16 protein-coding genes are annotated in these 15,703 nt (G+C 44.9%); 7 read left to right on the top strand and 9 right to left on the bottom strand.

The genetic code is table 11. The features are described 5' to 3' along the window. Positions 1-199: 199 nt before the first annotated feature. The 6 genes from H8S52_RS15855 to H8S52_RS15835 all read right to left on the bottom strand — a co-directional run bounded on the left by H8S52_RS15855 (position 200) and on the right by H8S52_RS15835 (position 3,949). Complete coding sequence (locus tag H8S52_RS15855; RefSeq protein ID WP_186910197.1) at positions 200-874, bottom strand: hypothetical protein; 675 nt, start codon at positions 872-874, stop codon at positions 200-202. Positions 875-950: 76 nt separating this feature from the next. Next, complete coding sequence (locus H8S52_RS20025; RefSeq protein WP_255470099.1) at positions 951-1,406, bottom strand: hypothetical protein; 456 nt, start codon at positions 1,404-1,406, stop codon at positions 951-953. Positions 1,407-1,436: 30 nt separating this feature from the next. Further along, positions 1,437-1,853, bottom strand: a complete 417-nt coding sequence (locus H8S52_RS20020; protein WP_255470098.1) for a hypothetical protein — start codon at positions 1,851-1,853, stop codon at positions 1,437-1,439. A gap of 260 nt (positions 1,854-2,113) precedes the next feature. Beyond that, complete coding sequence (locus H8S52_RS15845; protein WP_186910196.1) at positions 2,114-2,965, bottom strand: hypothetical protein; 852 nt, start codon at positions 2,963-2,965, stop codon at positions 2,114-2,116. A 70-nt stretch (positions 2,966-3,035) separates the two neighbouring features. After that, positions 3,036-3,362: a leucine-rich repeat protein gene (locus H8S52_RS15840; RefSeq protein ID WP_186910195.1), complete on the bottom strand. Its 327-nt coding sequence runs from the start codon at positions 3,360-3,362 to the stop codon at positions 3,036-3,038. 302 nt (positions 3,363-3,664) lie between these two features. Further along, complete coding sequence (locus H8S52_RS15835) at positions 3,665-3,949, bottom strand: hypothetical protein (protein ID WP_007558537.1); 285 nt, start codon at positions 3,947-3,949, stop codon at positions 3,665-3,667. Positions 3,950-4,159: 210 nt separating this feature from the next. Between H8S52_RS15835 and H8S52_RS15830 the strand changes: the two genes are divergently transcribed. The 7 genes from H8S52_RS15830 to H8S52_RS15800 all read left to right on the top strand — a co-directional run bounded on the left by H8S52_RS15830 (position 4,160) and on the right by H8S52_RS15800 (position 11,461). Beyond that, complete coding sequence (locus H8S52_RS15830; protein ID WP_007558540.1) at positions 4,160-4,675, top strand: RNA polymerase sigma-70 factor; 516 nt, start codon at positions 4,160-4,162, stop codon at positions 4,673-4,675. Between the two features lie 71 nt (positions 4,676-4,746). Further along, positions 4,747-5,550, top strand: coding sequence for a FecR family protein (locus tag H8S52_RS15825; protein ID WP_007558542.1), 804 nt, complete (start codon positions 4,747-4,749; stop codon positions 5,548-5,550). Next, the gene (locus tag H8S52_RS15820) at positions 5,547-8,108 is read left to right on the top strand and encodes a TonB-dependent receptor domain-containing protein (RefSeq protein ID WP_117985015.1); all 2,562 of its coding nucleotides are present in this window, start codon (positions 5,547-5,549) and stop codon (positions 8,106-8,108) included. Before H8S52_RS15825 ends, H8S52_RS15820 begins: the two co-directional genes overlap by 4 nt. Before the next feature lie 4 nt (positions 8,109-8,112). Next, on the top strand, positions 8,113-9,093 hold the full coding sequence (locus H8S52_RS15815) for a DUF4249 domain-containing protein (RefSeq protein ID WP_007569488.1): 981 nt from the start codon (positions 8,113-8,115) through the stop codon (positions 9,091-9,093). Positions 9,094-9,108: 15 nt separating this feature from the next. After that, complete coding sequence (locus H8S52_RS15810) at positions 9,109-9,735, top strand: hypothetical protein (protein ID WP_007558550.1); 627 nt, start codon at positions 9,109-9,111, stop codon at positions 9,733-9,735. A 26-nt stretch (positions 9,736-9,761) separates the two neighbouring features. Continuing rightward, positions 9,762-10,604 carry a DUF4848 domain-containing protein gene (locus H8S52_RS15805; protein WP_118399506.1) on the top strand — a complete coding sequence of 281 codons (843 nt, stop codon included), beginning with the start codon at positions 9,762-9,764 and terminating at the stop codon, positions 10,602-10,604. An 89-nt stretch (positions 10,605-10,693) separates the two neighbouring features. Further along, positions 10,694-11,461, top strand: coding sequence for a hypothetical protein (locus tag H8S52_RS15800; RefSeq protein WP_007558554.1), 768 nt, complete (start codon positions 10,694-10,696; stop codon positions 11,459-11,461). 53 nt (positions 11,462-11,514) lie between these two features. On the opposite strand, the gene H8S52_RS15795 is transcribed toward H8S52_RS15800, so the two are convergent. From H8S52_RS15795 to H8S52_RS15785, 3 genes are all read right to left on the bottom strand, one after another. Then, positions 11,515-12,981 (bottom strand): mobilization protein, encoded by a 1,467-nt coding sequence (locus tag H8S52_RS15795; protein ID WP_171028056.1) that lies wholly within the window; start codon positions 12,979-12,981, stop codon positions 11,515-11,517. A gap of 277 nt (positions 12,982-13,258) precedes the next feature. After that, positions 13,259-14,371, bottom strand: a complete 1,113-nt coding sequence (locus tag H8S52_RS15790) for a DUF6371 domain-containing protein (protein WP_040312054.1) — start codon at positions 14,369-14,371, stop codon at positions 13,259-13,261. A 181-nt stretch (positions 14,372-14,552) separates the two neighbouring features. Continuing rightward, positions 14,553-15,701: an AAA family ATPase gene (locus tag H8S52_RS15785; protein ID WP_007558561.1), complete on the bottom strand. Its 1,149-nt coding sequence runs from the start codon at positions 15,699-15,701 to the stop codon at positions 14,553-14,555. Between the last annotated feature and the right edge of the window lie 2 nt (positions 15,702-15,703).

Raw genomic sequence — 15,703 nt, 5'->3', positions numbered from 1 at the left:
TTTAATATCAAAAAAATGTGTGCTAAACTGATAAAAGAAGGAAAGGGGCTCATTACAGTTGCCAAATATATGTTTATGGGACTATTTATAACCCGATATAATTGGAATATAGCAACTTGCTGCCAAATGCATGAGGAAAAAGTAGCATAGCCAAAAGATAATATAGCAGAACTTAAAATATAAAAGAGGTTATATCTTCTCACTTAAACCATATTTTCGCGTTTTTCTTTATCTCCACCTTTGTGAATTTTTCCAGTTCCTTCACAAGTGCTTTCACTTCATCTGCTGTTGGTTCTGGTAACTCTACTTTTCTGTTGGTATTCCGTCCTATATTGACCAGCTTCGGATTACATCGCCTTATGTACTCTACCATTTCATCCAAATCAAACTGCATCAACGGTTCTGCCGTAACATAGGTATCTATACCCGAATCCGCAATCTTTTCCATTGCCCGTACCCTTTCCTCTATCTCTGGTGAGTTGTACATCACATCTGGATAAGACCTGTTGGTTTCTATGGTCGTACAAACCACTGAATGGTGAAATACTGGGTGAGTTATAAAATCCAATATTCTGGAAGGGTTCTTACTCTGAAACAGATATTTGTTGGCAGACTTATCACAATAGTCCAAAACGATTTTTATCCAATGGTTTGGTATGTCTTTTGCCCACATATCAATACTGCTTCCTACAAAAATAAAGTTCGAGCATTCAAGATAGCTGGTTAATTCAGCCGCATCCAGTCTGGGAGCTTTCAAACAGGTACACATCTTTTTCATATAACAATAGGTGCAACCATGAAAACATTTACCCTTAATAGGATTCCATGTGTGTGTCACGAACTCATACATATTGCCTTTACTCTCTTTAATCATAATATATATCATTTAATAGTTATTACTCTTGTTAGGGAAGCTAGCAGGTAATACCCACTGGCTTTTTCTCAAAGGGTTATCCTTCAAAATTACCCCATAATTCAGTCAATTTCTGATTGATAATATTTTCCTTTGTATCTCCGCCTGTTTTACCCTTAGCTTTTTTGATATAGTCTGCATCCTCTTTGCTGATACTTCTGAGGAAACGTTCCATTTTGTCAGTGAAATCGGGTTTTTCATCATCGCCAGTAGTGTTATACTTGGATATTATCCAGTCAATTAAATATCTACTTTTTATGTTTTTCTCTGTGAAATGTTCTTTTGCCGCTTCTATTAATCTTTGCCCTCTTTCCAAACCTACGGTATTCTCTAACTGTGGGAGAATAATATTGTCCATAGCGCAATTCATAACCTTTTTATCAATATTTGCAGTAAAGGTCAGCCACTTCGATGCTACGGACAAATTATATCCTTCATTTACTAAATCATTTATAGCATCCAACAAAGGCAGTTCCTTTTGCAGATTACTCATTTTTGCTCCTTTTGCATAATCTCCACCCTTTCACGAATTGGTAGAGATATTGATTTCTGATAACATCTTAGCTATTTCCAATTCTGCATTCAAAGCGTACATCAAATAGAACTCACCCAAGTATTTCGGTTCGTCCAATTTTTCATTCTCTTTTAAAAGTCTGCAATGTGCTTCATAGCGGTGGTTAGCGTCAACTAACACCAAATAATTCATAGCTTCTTCCTTTCCTATAACATCACTTGTAGTAAAGTCAATAACTTCCATTCCTTGATTGATAGCATCAGTAGCGTCTACCACTACGGCAGGTATTAACTGTCCGTATTGTTCCAGTGACTTCATCTTAGCCTTCACAATCTTTTCATTCAAATCACGATTACCACTTAAACGTGCAATCTTCTTTCCTTCATTTACTAACGAAGTTAATGTAACAATTTCAAATCTTTTCATACAATTTTGCCGCTGCCCTGCGGACTTATTTGGGTATCTGGCTCACCGATTTATTTTATACTGCAAAGATTACCCTTTAATCGGAGAGCTAACAGGAACAAAAAAACGCACAAATACTGTTCCCCTACAAGAAACATCTATCAATCAATGTTTTCCATGTCGTAGAATCAGAAAACCAGACAAGAAAAAATCCTGTTTATCTGTTTATGGACTAAAATCCGATAAAAACAGACAAACAGGATTGTTCCTAATGTGGAAAGTTATTCCTTAAGATAGAATGAGTTAAGCTTCTTTATCTCTGTATTCTTATATCTCTTTAAGATAGCCTTTAGATATTCATCGCTTTCCCTCACGCTTTCATTGTTTATAATGCCAGTAAGATACAGGGAATGGGAGATAACCATTTTCTCCTTATCCGAAAGGTTTGCCCCTTTCTTTCTTTTATCTTTCAAATGTTCTTGGTGGTCAAAGGCGGAAATTATCATCTTAGAAAAATAGTAAGCCAATACGGAAACGGAATCAGAACTTTGACGGGTTAAATCCACGAAGTGCCCGCTGGATAAATCAGTCAAATCGTTATTTTCCAATCCGTCGTCACAGAATTTGGCAATATAGGCTATGGCATTATTGTTATCAATCACGATATTTTTCCTGCCTATCTTCAAAGTTAGGCTTATTGGCTCATTGAAAATAGCCCCAAGCATGCCACTGCCTGCATAATTGCTATAGATTGTGTCTACAAAGTCTCTTATGTGCTCAACAGGAAATTTGTTTATTTCAATCCCTTTCATGCAAATCCCCCAACTATAGTCATAGCAAAAGAGCAACAGATACCAGAACTTCCCACTATCCAATTCCAATGCTTGCAGATAGCCTTGCAGTTCTTTATCCTGCATATATTCCTCTACTGTGAATTTATGCCGTAATTTACGTGTATTATACCTTCCTTTAAAAATATCCGGAGCTTGCGAAACTGCCATGTAGGATTCACCTGTATCTTCATTATAGTCAAAATCTGGTGCATACTCTTGCGCCACTGGATAGATATAATCAAGAAGGCTATATTCTTCCTCGTTATATTGGAATGAGAAATTTTCTATTGGCTTTACCATTGCTTTTTATTTGCAATGATAATAAAAAAACAGCAAATGAATTGCTTCAAATGCTGTCTTTCTATTTTATTTATTCTTCAATAATAGTTCCGAACTTTCCCCATATAGAGTGATTTTGATATGCTTCCTTACTACCTATTGGAACATATAAAGTAGCATCAGCATATACTGAAAAGGTATCTTCTAAAATAGCAGGTGGATTTGGATTTTTTATATGCACTTCTTTTAATGCTTTGCATCCATAAAAACATTTACTTTCTGCAATCTCAGCTGCTATATAATAAGCTCCGAATTTTGTGACTTTACTTGGTATTGTTATTGAAGTAAGATTTACACAACCTGCAAAAGCTAGTGCTCCAATTGTAGTTACATTATTAGGAATATCAATAGATGTCAAACTACTACATCCAGAGTATTTACAACTAATTATTCCTCAATATTTTATAAGCAATAAGTCAGGAATATGGTCGTTGTCTTTAATTGTACATTCTAAAGGATGAAGATTTAACATTTTTATTATTTCTTAGCTTATTTGACTTATTATCACCTGTTCGTACAGTCAGAGTACTTCTTCCGAAAGTTGTTCGGGCTCCTCGTCCGTCACCTTATGTTGGTTGACGCCGGGAAAGTAGTGACGCGCGTAAATCATCTGTTGCCGGATGTTGCTGGTCGTCACGTACCGCCCAACATTCTATTAATTTATGAGCGTGCTCTAGCGGGTGATAATAAGTCGGTGAGTTGTCCCATCAAGCCGAAGAGGAACCGGAAATTATTATTTACCAGTTCGTGGTCACCTTCGATGAAGCAGTCCTTGATAAGCGTTCTCATAGCCGATACCTCGTCTTTCTTGGATACGGGCATGAACTTGGAGAACTGCGAAAAAGTTGGTTCTGCCATGAGGGCTACATACATCTCCTTTTTACCGCAAAAGGTTTTCCGAACTCCACCATCAAATAAACCTTGCGCAACTTCTTTTTCTTCCATAAACGTATTTTTTATTTTCCGATAGATATAGGACGGAAAAAAAGAAAGAATGTGGAAAAACGGAAAGGAAAGTGCGGAAACCCCGTGATGTTTTCCACCATGTGTATATGGGAAAGGGGTACGTTATATTTCTTTAACAATATGAAATAGTGAATTTTGCCTTATTTTGTGTCCTTTTATGTAGACACACAGAATAATAAGCCTATTTGTATGAATAAATTTACAATAGACATAGACGAAACATTTAAATACCATTATCGTTCGTTATGCTTGTACGTGCTGCACTATGTCCATGATACGGATATTGCAGAAGACATCGTACAAGATAGTTTTTCTGCCTTGTGGGAGAAATTAAGTATCAGTGGAGCCGAGATAGAAAATGTCAAAGCCTACCTTTATACGACTGCCCGCAACCGCAGCCTGGACTATCTGAAGAAGGAGGAGATTTATGATCCGAATCTTTCCCCTTCTGATTTTGAAGATACGTTGAGCGATGAGGAAGCGGAGGAACGTTCGGTCAGGGAAGCGCGGATGTGGACTGCCATTGATGCCTTGCCCGAACGCTGCCGGGAGATATTCCTGCTGAACAAACGCGACGGCATGAAATACAGGGAGATAGCCGCCAAGTTTCAGATTTCCGTAAATACGGTGGATAACCACATCAGCAAGGCGCTCCGACTGATACGGGAAGGGACACAGAAAGTTTACGCATTCTTATTTAACTAATATTCACAAATTCCGCATAGTGAATTTGTCTGTAATCCCAGTCATTAATACGAAAACCAAAATAAAAGAGTATGAGAACCACGGATGAAAAATGCCTTCATTTTGTCTTGCGCCACTATCAGAAGAACAAGTTGGATACGCAAAAAGCATTGAAGGCTTTCAAAGAGAAATACCAGATAACGGAACAGGAACGGAAATCCTTCCGCTTGTGGTGGATACTTCCCGGTATGGCGGCAGCCATTCTGGTCGCAGTCCTTATTTATCCCCGCTTCCGGGAAAACGGAGCATGGAAGGAGGTAACGGCTTACTCGCACCCCGTGGATTATATGCTTCCGGACAGTTCCTCCATAACCCTGTTCCCGCATTCTTCCGTCCGTTTCCACGCAAAAGATTACCGGAAATCCAGCCGCAAAGTTCACATGGAAGGAAAAGTCGCGTTTTCTGTCAAGCATGACAATGCCCACCCGTTTACGGTAGAAGGGAAACTGTCCCAAGTCAGGGTATTGGGTACTGTCTTTACCGTCGATGAGAGCCGTGCAGACACAGCTATCGTGCAAGTCACATCGGGAAAGGTGCAGTTCTCAGCAATCGGGCAACCGGACGTTGTGATACTGACCGGAGGCATGGCAGCGCAAGTGACGGAAGAACAACCGGACGTACAGGTAATCAAAGAACGGAAAGCGGGCAGCTTTATTTTCGACAACGCCCCACTTCCAAAGGTACTTGAGGAATTGTCCCGATATTATAAAGTCAAACTATCCGCAAGCAATGAGAATAAACGCCTGACGGCCAGCTTCAAGAACAAAAGCCTTGATGAAATAATCAGGTTTATAGAGAAAGTGTTGAATGTAAAGATAGAAAAAGTAAAACAATGAAGTTAACAATCATTGCGATTATATTGTGTGTCTCTCTGGGTGCTAAAGCCCAACAGGATTCAACCGAAATGAAAAAAGCCATAGATGCCATGCAAAAAATGTATTCTGTTCATTTCGTATACGATTCTTCCTTGGCAAATATAAAGCCCAAAGGTATCTTCCAGCGGAGCAGTTCCTTGCCTGAGAACCTAAAAAGGATTTTCAGCGGAACCGGCATCCGATGGGAGATTCAGGGAGAATATGTCCTGCTGTTCCGCCAGAACAACTATACTTTTTCCGGCCACATATGCGAGGATAACGGAGAAACGCTGATCAACGTGACCATTTTCGATTTGAATACCCAAACGGGAACACTGAGTAACGAACAGGGATTTTTCAGCATTACGCTGCCGGAGGGGAAACACAAACTTCGTTTCTCTTATATAGGTTATCAGGATGTGGTGAAGGAGGTGGATTTGACATCCAATTACAACGGTGTCATCTACCTGAAAGAAAGCAATACTTCGCTGAAAGAAGTAGTAGTGGTTGCAGACTTGAACGCTTCCCTCCGCACGACACAGACCGGCAAAGTGTCGCTGACCTCGGAACAGTTGAATACGGAGTTTTCGCTGCTTAGTTCACCGGACTTGGTAAAGACCCTCCAGAATATTCCCGGTGTGGCTTCCGGAACGGAGCTGCTTTCCGGCATGTATGTACACGGAGGCAAGAACGATGAGAACCTTTTTCTGCTGGACGGAACACCGCTTTACCAGATCAACCATTTGGGCGGGCTGTTCTCCGCTTTCAATACGGATATTATCAAAAACGTGGATTTCTATAAAAGCGGTTTCCCGGCACGTTACGGCGGCAGACTTTCTTCCGTAGTGGATGTACGCACCAAAGAGGGGAACATGAAGGAGTTTCACGGGACTTTCTCCTTGGGGCTGCTCGATGGCAGAGTCCAGTTTGAAGGCCCGATCATAAAAGACAAGACCTCGTTCAACATAGCCATGCGAAGAAGTTGGGCAGATCTTTTCACAGCTCCGGCATTCTTCCTGCTCAACCGTTCCAATCCCGATGACAAAAAGAACGTGCGCTATGCCTTTCACGACATCAACGGGAAAATCACCCACCGTTTTTCGGACAATAATAAACTGTCCCTTAGCGTGTATTCCGGAAATGACCTGCTGAAGACAAAAGCCCGGCAGACGTTCGAAGACGGGGAACATTACGACTCCGATTTCAAGGCTCAATGGGGCAACCTGACTACGGCTTTGACGTGGAACTGTCAAATCGTCCCGAAGTTGTCCGGCAGTTTCACCGGTGTCTATTCACGCAATATCTCCATGTATGATTATGTGGAAGGCAGCCGTTTCTTTTCCGACGGGGAACAAACTTCCATGACGGGAATGGAACGGTCCAACCGTTCCACAATCGACGACATGGGATACCGCATGGAGTTCGACTACCGTCCCGGCACGAATCATCATATACGCTTTGGCAGCAATTATCTGCATCACATATATCATCCGCAAAGCACGGCTTCCAGAAACCAGACGGACAGGGATACCTTATCGACAGAAAACGCAAGCAGCTATAAGGGTAACGAGGTCGCTTTTTATGTGGAAGATGAAATGCGGCTGTCCTCCAGGACGAAATTAAACGCGGGACTGCATTACACCCTTTATCAGACAGACGGAAAGATGTACCATTCCTTGGAGCCAAGACTGGCCATGAGTTACCAATGCTCGGAAAAAGCCACGATGAAAGTGTCCTATACGGAAATGAGCCAATTTGCGCACCAACTGTCAAACACCTATCTGAACCTGCCGACAGACAGTTGGGTTCCTTCCACACGCAAAGTTCGTCCCATGCGTTCAAGGCAAGTGGCAGCCGGGATATATACGGAGTTGCCTTGGCATATCAGTTTGAACGTGGAAGGATATTACCGTACCACAAGCCAACTGCTGGAATACGACGGGGGCAACAGCCTGATGCTTCCTGCCGAGAACTGGGACAATCTGGTCAAGACCGGCAAGGGAAAGTCTTACGGCGTAGAATTGTCATTGGCATACAAAGACCGTTACAATGTCATCGAAGCAGGATATACGCTTTCATGGAGCTTGCAAAAGTTTACTGATTTTTATCCCGGCTGGTATTCCAGCAAGTTCGACAACCGGCATAAACTGAACATCGCCTACCGGCATAAGTTCAATGACCGTATAGATGCCTACGCCGCATGGGTTTACCGTAGCGGCGACCGTGCCACCGTCCCGAACCAGTATGTAAACGGGCCCTCTTTTCCGGGCATACCGGATTCAGGCGAACCGGAACTGGTTTACGAGAAACCGAACAACATCACGCTCCCGGCATATCATCGGCTCGATTTGGGTGTCAATTTCCGGCGTACTACCAAAAGGGGATTCGAGCGTATCTGGAACGTCAGCATTTATAACGCCTATTGCCGTATGAATGCGTTTTATACCCGGATAGAGCGTCTGCCCGACGGCGGTTTCAGGGGTAAGGGATTTGGCATTTTCCCGATTATACCCTCGTTTAGTTATACCCTCAAATTTTAAGTGCATGAAACATTTATATCATATATTACTGCCCGTGTATATCGGCTTACTTTCGTCCTGTACCTATCATTTTGAACTGGACGATGTGGGCGCTTCTCCCAAACTGGTGCTATACAGCTATCCGGGAAGCGGCGACACAACGGTAGTCCACCTTTCACGCAGCCTTCCCGTCAGTCAGAAAGGCGAGCTCGTCCGGGGACTGAAGGGAGCGGACGTCCACCTGTCCGTAAACGGTGAAGCGGTACCCCTTGCATGGACGGACGATTCCATACCGGGAGTCCCCGCCCAAAGCTATTACGCGGTAAAGGCGTATGAAGATGGCGACAAGGTCAACATAACCGCAGCGGCAGAAAGAATGAAAGCGGTTTCATCCGCTACGGTTGTCCCGTCCCGATTCCCTTTGACATCAATCAAATTGGCTCTCAAAGACGGTGAACCGAACCTGCTTCAGTTTCGGATAGGCTTTACAGACAATGCGCAGACAAAAGACTATTATGCGTTGAAGGTGGAGCGTAAACAACTGTTCTGGAACGATGGCAAGTATTCGGAAGAAAGCAGTACCCTCGCGTTGAACTTGGACGACGAACCTCTGCTGAATACATCTTCCGGGTTAGACGATATCCTGATGATTGAAAACGGGTTCTACCGGAATTTGTATTACTGGGACGATACGAAAATTAAAGGGAAAAGCTACACGGTTCGTCTGAATACCAATTACGAGGCAGACTATGAAGACGACTTCATAACCCCTGACGGAACCGAACATATCAAACGCCAAGTGAAATACAGAATCAGCCTGTACAGCCTTTCGGAAGAGTTTTACAGGTATCTGAAATCACTGAACGACCAGAAAAACAACGGGCTTGGAAACTCTGAACTGGCTCCCATACGCTCTACTTACACCAATGTCATAAACGGGATAGGTGTCGTGGGAGGATGCAGGATGTTCCAGACGAAATGGATAGACAATTTACAGGAAAACTAAATAATAATAAAAAAAATGAAAAAGACAATTTTATCAATGCTTTTCTTGCTGGCAGGAATAGGATGCTTTGCACAAAAATCCGGCATTATCATCGGTGTGACGGACGGACATTTGGGAAAATATTCGGGATATGCTTACATGAGTACGGGAACGGCGAACAACTCTTCCTACCCCGAAACCCGATGGACACCCGGAGTAGGCTTTAATTTGGGCTACCAGTTTGGCTTCGATCTTTCCAACCGTTTCTGGATTGATGCTTCCATATTGGGAAAAGCCGTTCAGGGAAAAGCAGAGTCCTTCGATTTGAATGGAAACAACGTTGTTCCCTGGTCTGACAAGGCATGGATATGGGGACTTGCTTTGAACGGCTCAATCAATTACCGCATCTGTTCCGGACTGTATGCCGGTATTGGCATTGAACCCACCGGTTATTTCAAAACCGATAAATTGAAGGAAAACTTGGAAGGGCGGGTTTTCGACTTTCCGATAGTCCTCACCTTAGGCTATGAGTTTAAGAACGGCATGAAATTGTCCGCTTCCTACAAGCATGGTTTCAAGCCATTGTATGACAATGCTTTTGCCTCCAATACAAAGAATAACAAAGAGTTCGGCATATCATTATATGTGCCCATGTTTAAATAATAACCAATTATTAAATTTTTTCAATTATGAGAAAAACGCTTTTTAGTCTTGCTTTGGCAATGGCTGTCTTATCATCATGTAGTTCTGATGACATAGTGAACAATCCGATGAATGAGGAGAACCATTCTTTCCCGGCCTCCAGAAGTTTGCATGAAAAAATTCTTTCCTTTTCCAGTGAGGAGGAATACAATGCCTTGCTCGATTCCTTGGGCACGTTGTCCGATGAGGAACTTCTGCAATGGGAATCCGGACAGAAAGGCTTCACCTCCATGTACAGGATGCACAGCGAAGCCTTGGGACAGATATTAAACGCCACATGCAAGGAAGAATATGAATCCATTAAGACTGCTTACCAGACTGATTTTATATTCAACGACAAGGACAGCACCGATTTGTCGATATATATGCCGGTGTTGAATGTAAGCAAGGCAATCACATTGACCCCCGAAGGGTTCGTATGTATCGCCGGTGAGAGAAAGAACATGAAGGAGTTTGAAAATTATGACGGATATAAAAAAGAACTTTCTTTACTTTATCCTGTCCCGCTGGGTGTAACGATCGAAAATGGTATAAACAGGGTTTACGTGAAAACGAAGAAAAGAAAGTTCACCGCACAGATTGGTATGCGAGGAAACCAACAGGCTATCCGTGTAAATGCGTCTAAAAAAGTTTTATGGGGCTGGGTGGAATATACGACTGCGTACTATTGGAAATACACGCCTAACGGCCCTGTACAATTTGGTAAAGAAGTGAAAAGCGGTCATGACATTATGATCGTGGGCAATCCTTTCCCAAATGGAGCGAAATTGTATATGTGGACTCGCGGTACCGGTGAAGAAAACTGCGGAATAATGACTGTGCAATTGTAATCCTTATTGAACCGGATTATTCACCAATCATTCGGGACGAATCTCTGATATAGCCAAATGTTCGTCCCGAATATTAAAATTATCATTTTATGAGCAGGAAAGTATTTACTTGTTTTATAGTGATTTTCTTTTTTCTAAATAAAGCCGCTTCTTACGGTCAGGAATTTCAAGTGTCGCGTGACACCGTCAAGGTTTCCGTTCAGGAAGGAAATACTTCGCCTCATAACGAAAGAAGCATTACCCCAAAGCCTTTGGATATACGGAAAGCGGTTGATCTTTCTTCCGGCAGTTGCCCGTCCCAGATAACATTTGACGTGCAGAACCCATATAATCCGACATTCCCTACCGACAAATCGCCTTTGCATGAGGGGGAATATTCGACCTCCGGTATCATTAAAAGCTATCCTTCCGGCTATTTTTACGGCATAGGCAGGCAGGAAAACTTCATCGGCTTGGGAACAATGAACTATGCAGGTATCGGATATGTATATTCTCCCGGTTGCTGGTCATTTAACTTGCAGGCATATACCGTAAAATGGAGTGTCCCCAGACGCGAGAGTCAGCTATTGGGATTGTCCGGGCTGTTGACATATCCCGTCAACGAGAAAATTCGTCTAAACACATTTGCCTCATACTCCTTCATTCTTTCTTCTCCTTTCAGTTCCTCGAATTACGGGGGATTCGTTTCCTATGACATCATTCCCAACTGGGGGATGGATTTCGGCGTCAGAAGCCATACCGATTTTCCGTTGCATAAAACGAAAACGCTTCCGATAGTAGCTCCGTATTTTCAGTATAAAGGCAACAAATTGGGTATTGATATCGGTGGCGGATTATTTAATTTGCTATTCAAATAACCTGCACTGATTTCTATCGTTACTCCTGAAGCGAGGATTATAAGATAAAGGTATTATCTTTTCATCGAAAAACCTCTTTTCTGCTGCTGGTCATAATTCCCTTCCACCACATTGTCAACTTCCCGTCTGGCTTTGATTTGCTCCCGGTTGTCAAATTCACCCTTTTGCCTGGCAGTGAAGTACAGGAAATCCCCTGCCGCCTGATGTGATTGTCTGTCATCCCCGAACAGGTTAAGGGCGTTCTTGATGTCATATACCTGTTCCGTGTCAAAACGGGACTTGTAATAATCACGGGCAAAACGGATGATACTGTGTACCGCCTTGCGGAAGATGTCGCTTGTTTTTAGCAGCAGGAAACTGAGGCAGCCGATAATATGGCTTTGCCATGCAATCCGGTTCTTGAGTCTCGTAGTTTCCTGTACATGTTCCGTTTCCTTGCGGTTCAGTTCGGACCGGTGTTTGGCCTCCAGTTGCATCAGCTCACGGCTGTGGTCGTTCTGTATGGTCTGGATTTTATCCTGCAACCGTTCGATGGTTTCCTCGTGCGTGGAAATCTCACAGCGCAAATCCTCTATTTCATTTTTCAGGGCTTTCGATTTCCCGGTAGCCCAGCCGACAGCGGCGTTCAGAAGTTCACTTCCTTTTTCCTTGTTCAGTCTGGAGCGTTTCTCGCTGATAGCCCTGTCAAGGTCTTCACTCTGCCGTTCCTTTTCATTTGCCTTTTCGATAAGGGCGTTGGTAATGCTTTCCGTTTCATGCATCTTTTTGTTCGCCATTTCCAGCTCATGTTCCCGGTATTGCCTCGTGGCATCAAGCCGCTTCATTTCCTCCTTCTGCTTCCCAATGATAAAGTCGTTACGTTCCTGATGTTCCTTGCCTGTAACAGCCTTTGACTGCCCACGCTCCATCAGGAGTATGTCGGATGCCAGATTCTGCATTTCTGTCATATCCTTGTCATTGAGCTTGCAGCTCTTGCCTGTGTCATGGTTCATCCAGTCAAAAACGATATGGGCATGGTAATTCGGCTTGAACCATCTTTCGCCGACTTTGAAACTCTCCCTGTCTTCCGCTTCCGGCTGACCGTTCAGCCAGTGTCCCTCGTCCTTGTGCAGGAAGATCTGGAGAGGAGTGATGCCCCAGCGTCTCTGGCACTCCTCGCCAAACTTGCACACATCTGCCAGTGTCGTGTCCGGTCTGATGAGCAACACGCCCTCACGGATTGGCGAGCATCCAGCCACCTTGGTGATTTTCCCGTTCTTGCCTTTTCGTTCACGTTCCTTCTCCTGCATCGCACGTCCTGTCTTTTCCTTGACCATCCGCTTGATGTAGTCATAGTGCGCCTGCAGGTCGGGATTGCCGAAGCCCGGGTTTATCCACTGCTCGTTACCGGCAGTCAATTCGGGTACGATGTAGATTTGAGACTTGCCGATATTGCGCATATATTCGGCAGTTCTCCGGTTATGAGCCCCACTTGATGTGACTCTGCAGGGCTTGATATGTATGCTTGATTTTGTTGCCATTTTTATGTTGATTTGGTTATTAACTAAAGTTGTTTGCCGCTGTTCGCTCATAACCGCTATGGGGTTCTTAGAGGCTGTGCCCATAAGGGAGATTGCAAAGAGAGGGTCACTCTTTGCTCGGGGTTCTCAGGGGTGAAACGCCCTGAGTGGGACGGGGCAACGCCCAGCCCCTCGGGAGAGCCCACAACTACGAAAGCGGAGCGTGTAGTTATAGTGGGCTATATCAAGGGCAAGCCCTTGTCTGTCCGCTACAGCCTACGGCTTCCGCTCTCCTCCATTAAGGAGGGTTTTCATCGCCACTGCCGATTGGGGATGTACTGACCAGTACAAGGTCGAAATCATCTATCAGCTTTTGCAGGACGGGGTTCTTCTCTATCATCCGCCGGAGGACTTTTTCCGCCTCTACAAGATGATTGGCTGTACACATTATTTTACTTTCTCGTATCTGGAAGACAATCCAGTCGGCTATGTCGATATGGGCTGCCTTCTGTTCCGGTGTGGCGTTCTTCTCTATGATGTCAGACACGACAACCTTGCAATAGGTCATGTCCCTGGCATGCTGTTTCCACTCCGAATATCCGTCCGCATCGGGAAAGAGAAGCACGGTTCGTCCGCTCAGCACACGGAGCTTTTCCTCTCTCAACTGGCTTTTGCCGCCTGTCGCCAGCCATACATAACCGGGAAAGAGGGCAGAGCCGATAACGGCACTCTTTTCGGATTCCACCAAGACCGCTACCTTGTCGGGATAGACATTCAGCAGGTGTTCCCCGAACAGGCATTGGGAAAGTTGCCAATCCTCCGGCAGTACCCGTTGCCTTTTCAGTATGCTGTGTATCCAGTCCACTGCCGACACCTCTCCTCCCTTGATACGGTGTCCGTCCTCTGGATTGTACTGCATCACCTTGCCCGTGCGTACCCTGTTTGTGCGGTCTATCTGCCAGAAGATGACAGCCCCGTCACGGGTTGCTCCAAGACGGTACTCTTCCAGCAACCGCTTCAACACTTCCTTTGCCTTGCTGCCGTAATAGGAATCAAGGAGCGAGGAAATGAAGCGGAAGAAGTTGCTGTGCACGCTTTGCGACCTCTCCACATACTTTGGCGGTATGTAGCCTATGCTTGCTTTTGGTGATGTCTGTCCGGGCTTCCGTTCTGACCTTTGCCTGTCAAAAGAGAACCCCTTGTCGGTATGGCATTCGGGGTGGTCGTGGAAATACTCCTTGGGAGTATAATGATACCCGCAACTGCTCTCATGATTGCACCTGCCGACAGACGGATGCAGGAGCATACCGCTTTCATCCACATAACATGTGAAAGAACGCTTGTCCCCGCAATTCGGGCAAGTATGCCGTGTTGCCGTTCCTTTATATTTCTGTAACGAATAGTTGCTCATGGCTTGTCTTTGTTTTTGAGTTTTTCGATTGTTGTCCCGCTGTCCCATTGTCCCGTCCCTATAAGACTTGGGACAGTGGGACACCCCGGGACACCTTGGGACATCAGGCTTCTGCCTGTATCATCCCTTGTACCGTAAATGAAGCGGTTATCCTTTATACAGCTATGTGCAGACTGCTTTTTCATGCCTTATTCTCCTCTTTCCCATATCCTGTAAACAACTCTGCCTGCTTTGTTTCTCTTACTGTCCCGCTTGTCCCATGCTGTCCCACCTGTCCCATTGTCCCACTTCCTGTCTGTTGGGACAGCGGGACACTTGGGACGGCTGCATTCCTGTCCTCCTTGCTGCGCTGGATTATCCGGCTGACGGTGGACTTGCCGCAGTTCACCTGTGAGGCTATCTCCCTGACGGACTTGCCGGACTGGGACAATTGCAGGATTTGGCAATCCCTCTGGCTGGATTCGTTGTCACCCAGTTTCTTCAGGTGTTCCTTTTCCGTTGAATAACCCCTGAACACGAATTGCAGGAAAGCGTCCACCTTCTCAATCTCGTAGATGATTACATTGTCCGCATCGTGGGAGAATGTCCCGTACCGGACTTTGAGCTGCTTCACATAGCGAAGCCCTCCGTCCTGCGCACTCTTCCCGATGGCGAACACGCTGTCAAAGAAATTGTAGAGCCGTTTGCTTCCGGCAAGGTCGTTGGAAGTGATGGGACAGTCCAAAGAGCGTTTGGGTGTATGTGCCAGAACAAGGACGGACAATCCGTATCTCTTTTTGAGGTTGTTGAGCTGTATCATCAGCCGTCCTGCCGCATCGCCTTTCTCCATGGCGCAGCACAGGTAGGTAAGATTGTCAACGATGAAGATTTTGCACCCGGTTTGCAGAGCCATCTGTTCTATGCCTCCCATGATGGCTTCCTCGAAATCGGCTTCCAGCAACGAATTGCAGTCAAGCGATACCCGGTACAGCCTTTCAGGAAAGATGTATGGCGTTCCATGCTCGCTGGTATAGCGTAGCTGGAACTGTTTTTCGGAGAGTTCAAAGTCCAGATACAGCACATCGTCAGTCCGGGCGATACGGTCGGCTATCTGCACGGCAAGGATGGACTTGCCCACATTGGAATCCGCAAAGAGGCAGGACAGTTCCCCCTCATACCAGAAACTGTCCCAGAGCGCACGGGGCGTGGGCAGCAGCGATGCTTCGAGTATCGTCCGGTTGGCGGTCTTGATACTCATCACGCCGATGCTGTCCGGCATCCCGTGCTGTACTTGGGTCGCCCTCGTCAGGTCGCCATGTATCAGACTGATATAATTCTTGTCCTCTTCCATGA

This window comes from Bacteroides sp. NSJ-48 (assembly GCF_014287405.1).
GTDB lineage: Bacteria > Bacteroidota > Bacteroidia > Bacteroidales > Bacteroidaceae > Bacteroides > Bacteroides stercoris.
Note: the sequence above shows the minus strand (reverse complement) of the source record. Positions and strands in the feature narration are given on the sequence as shown.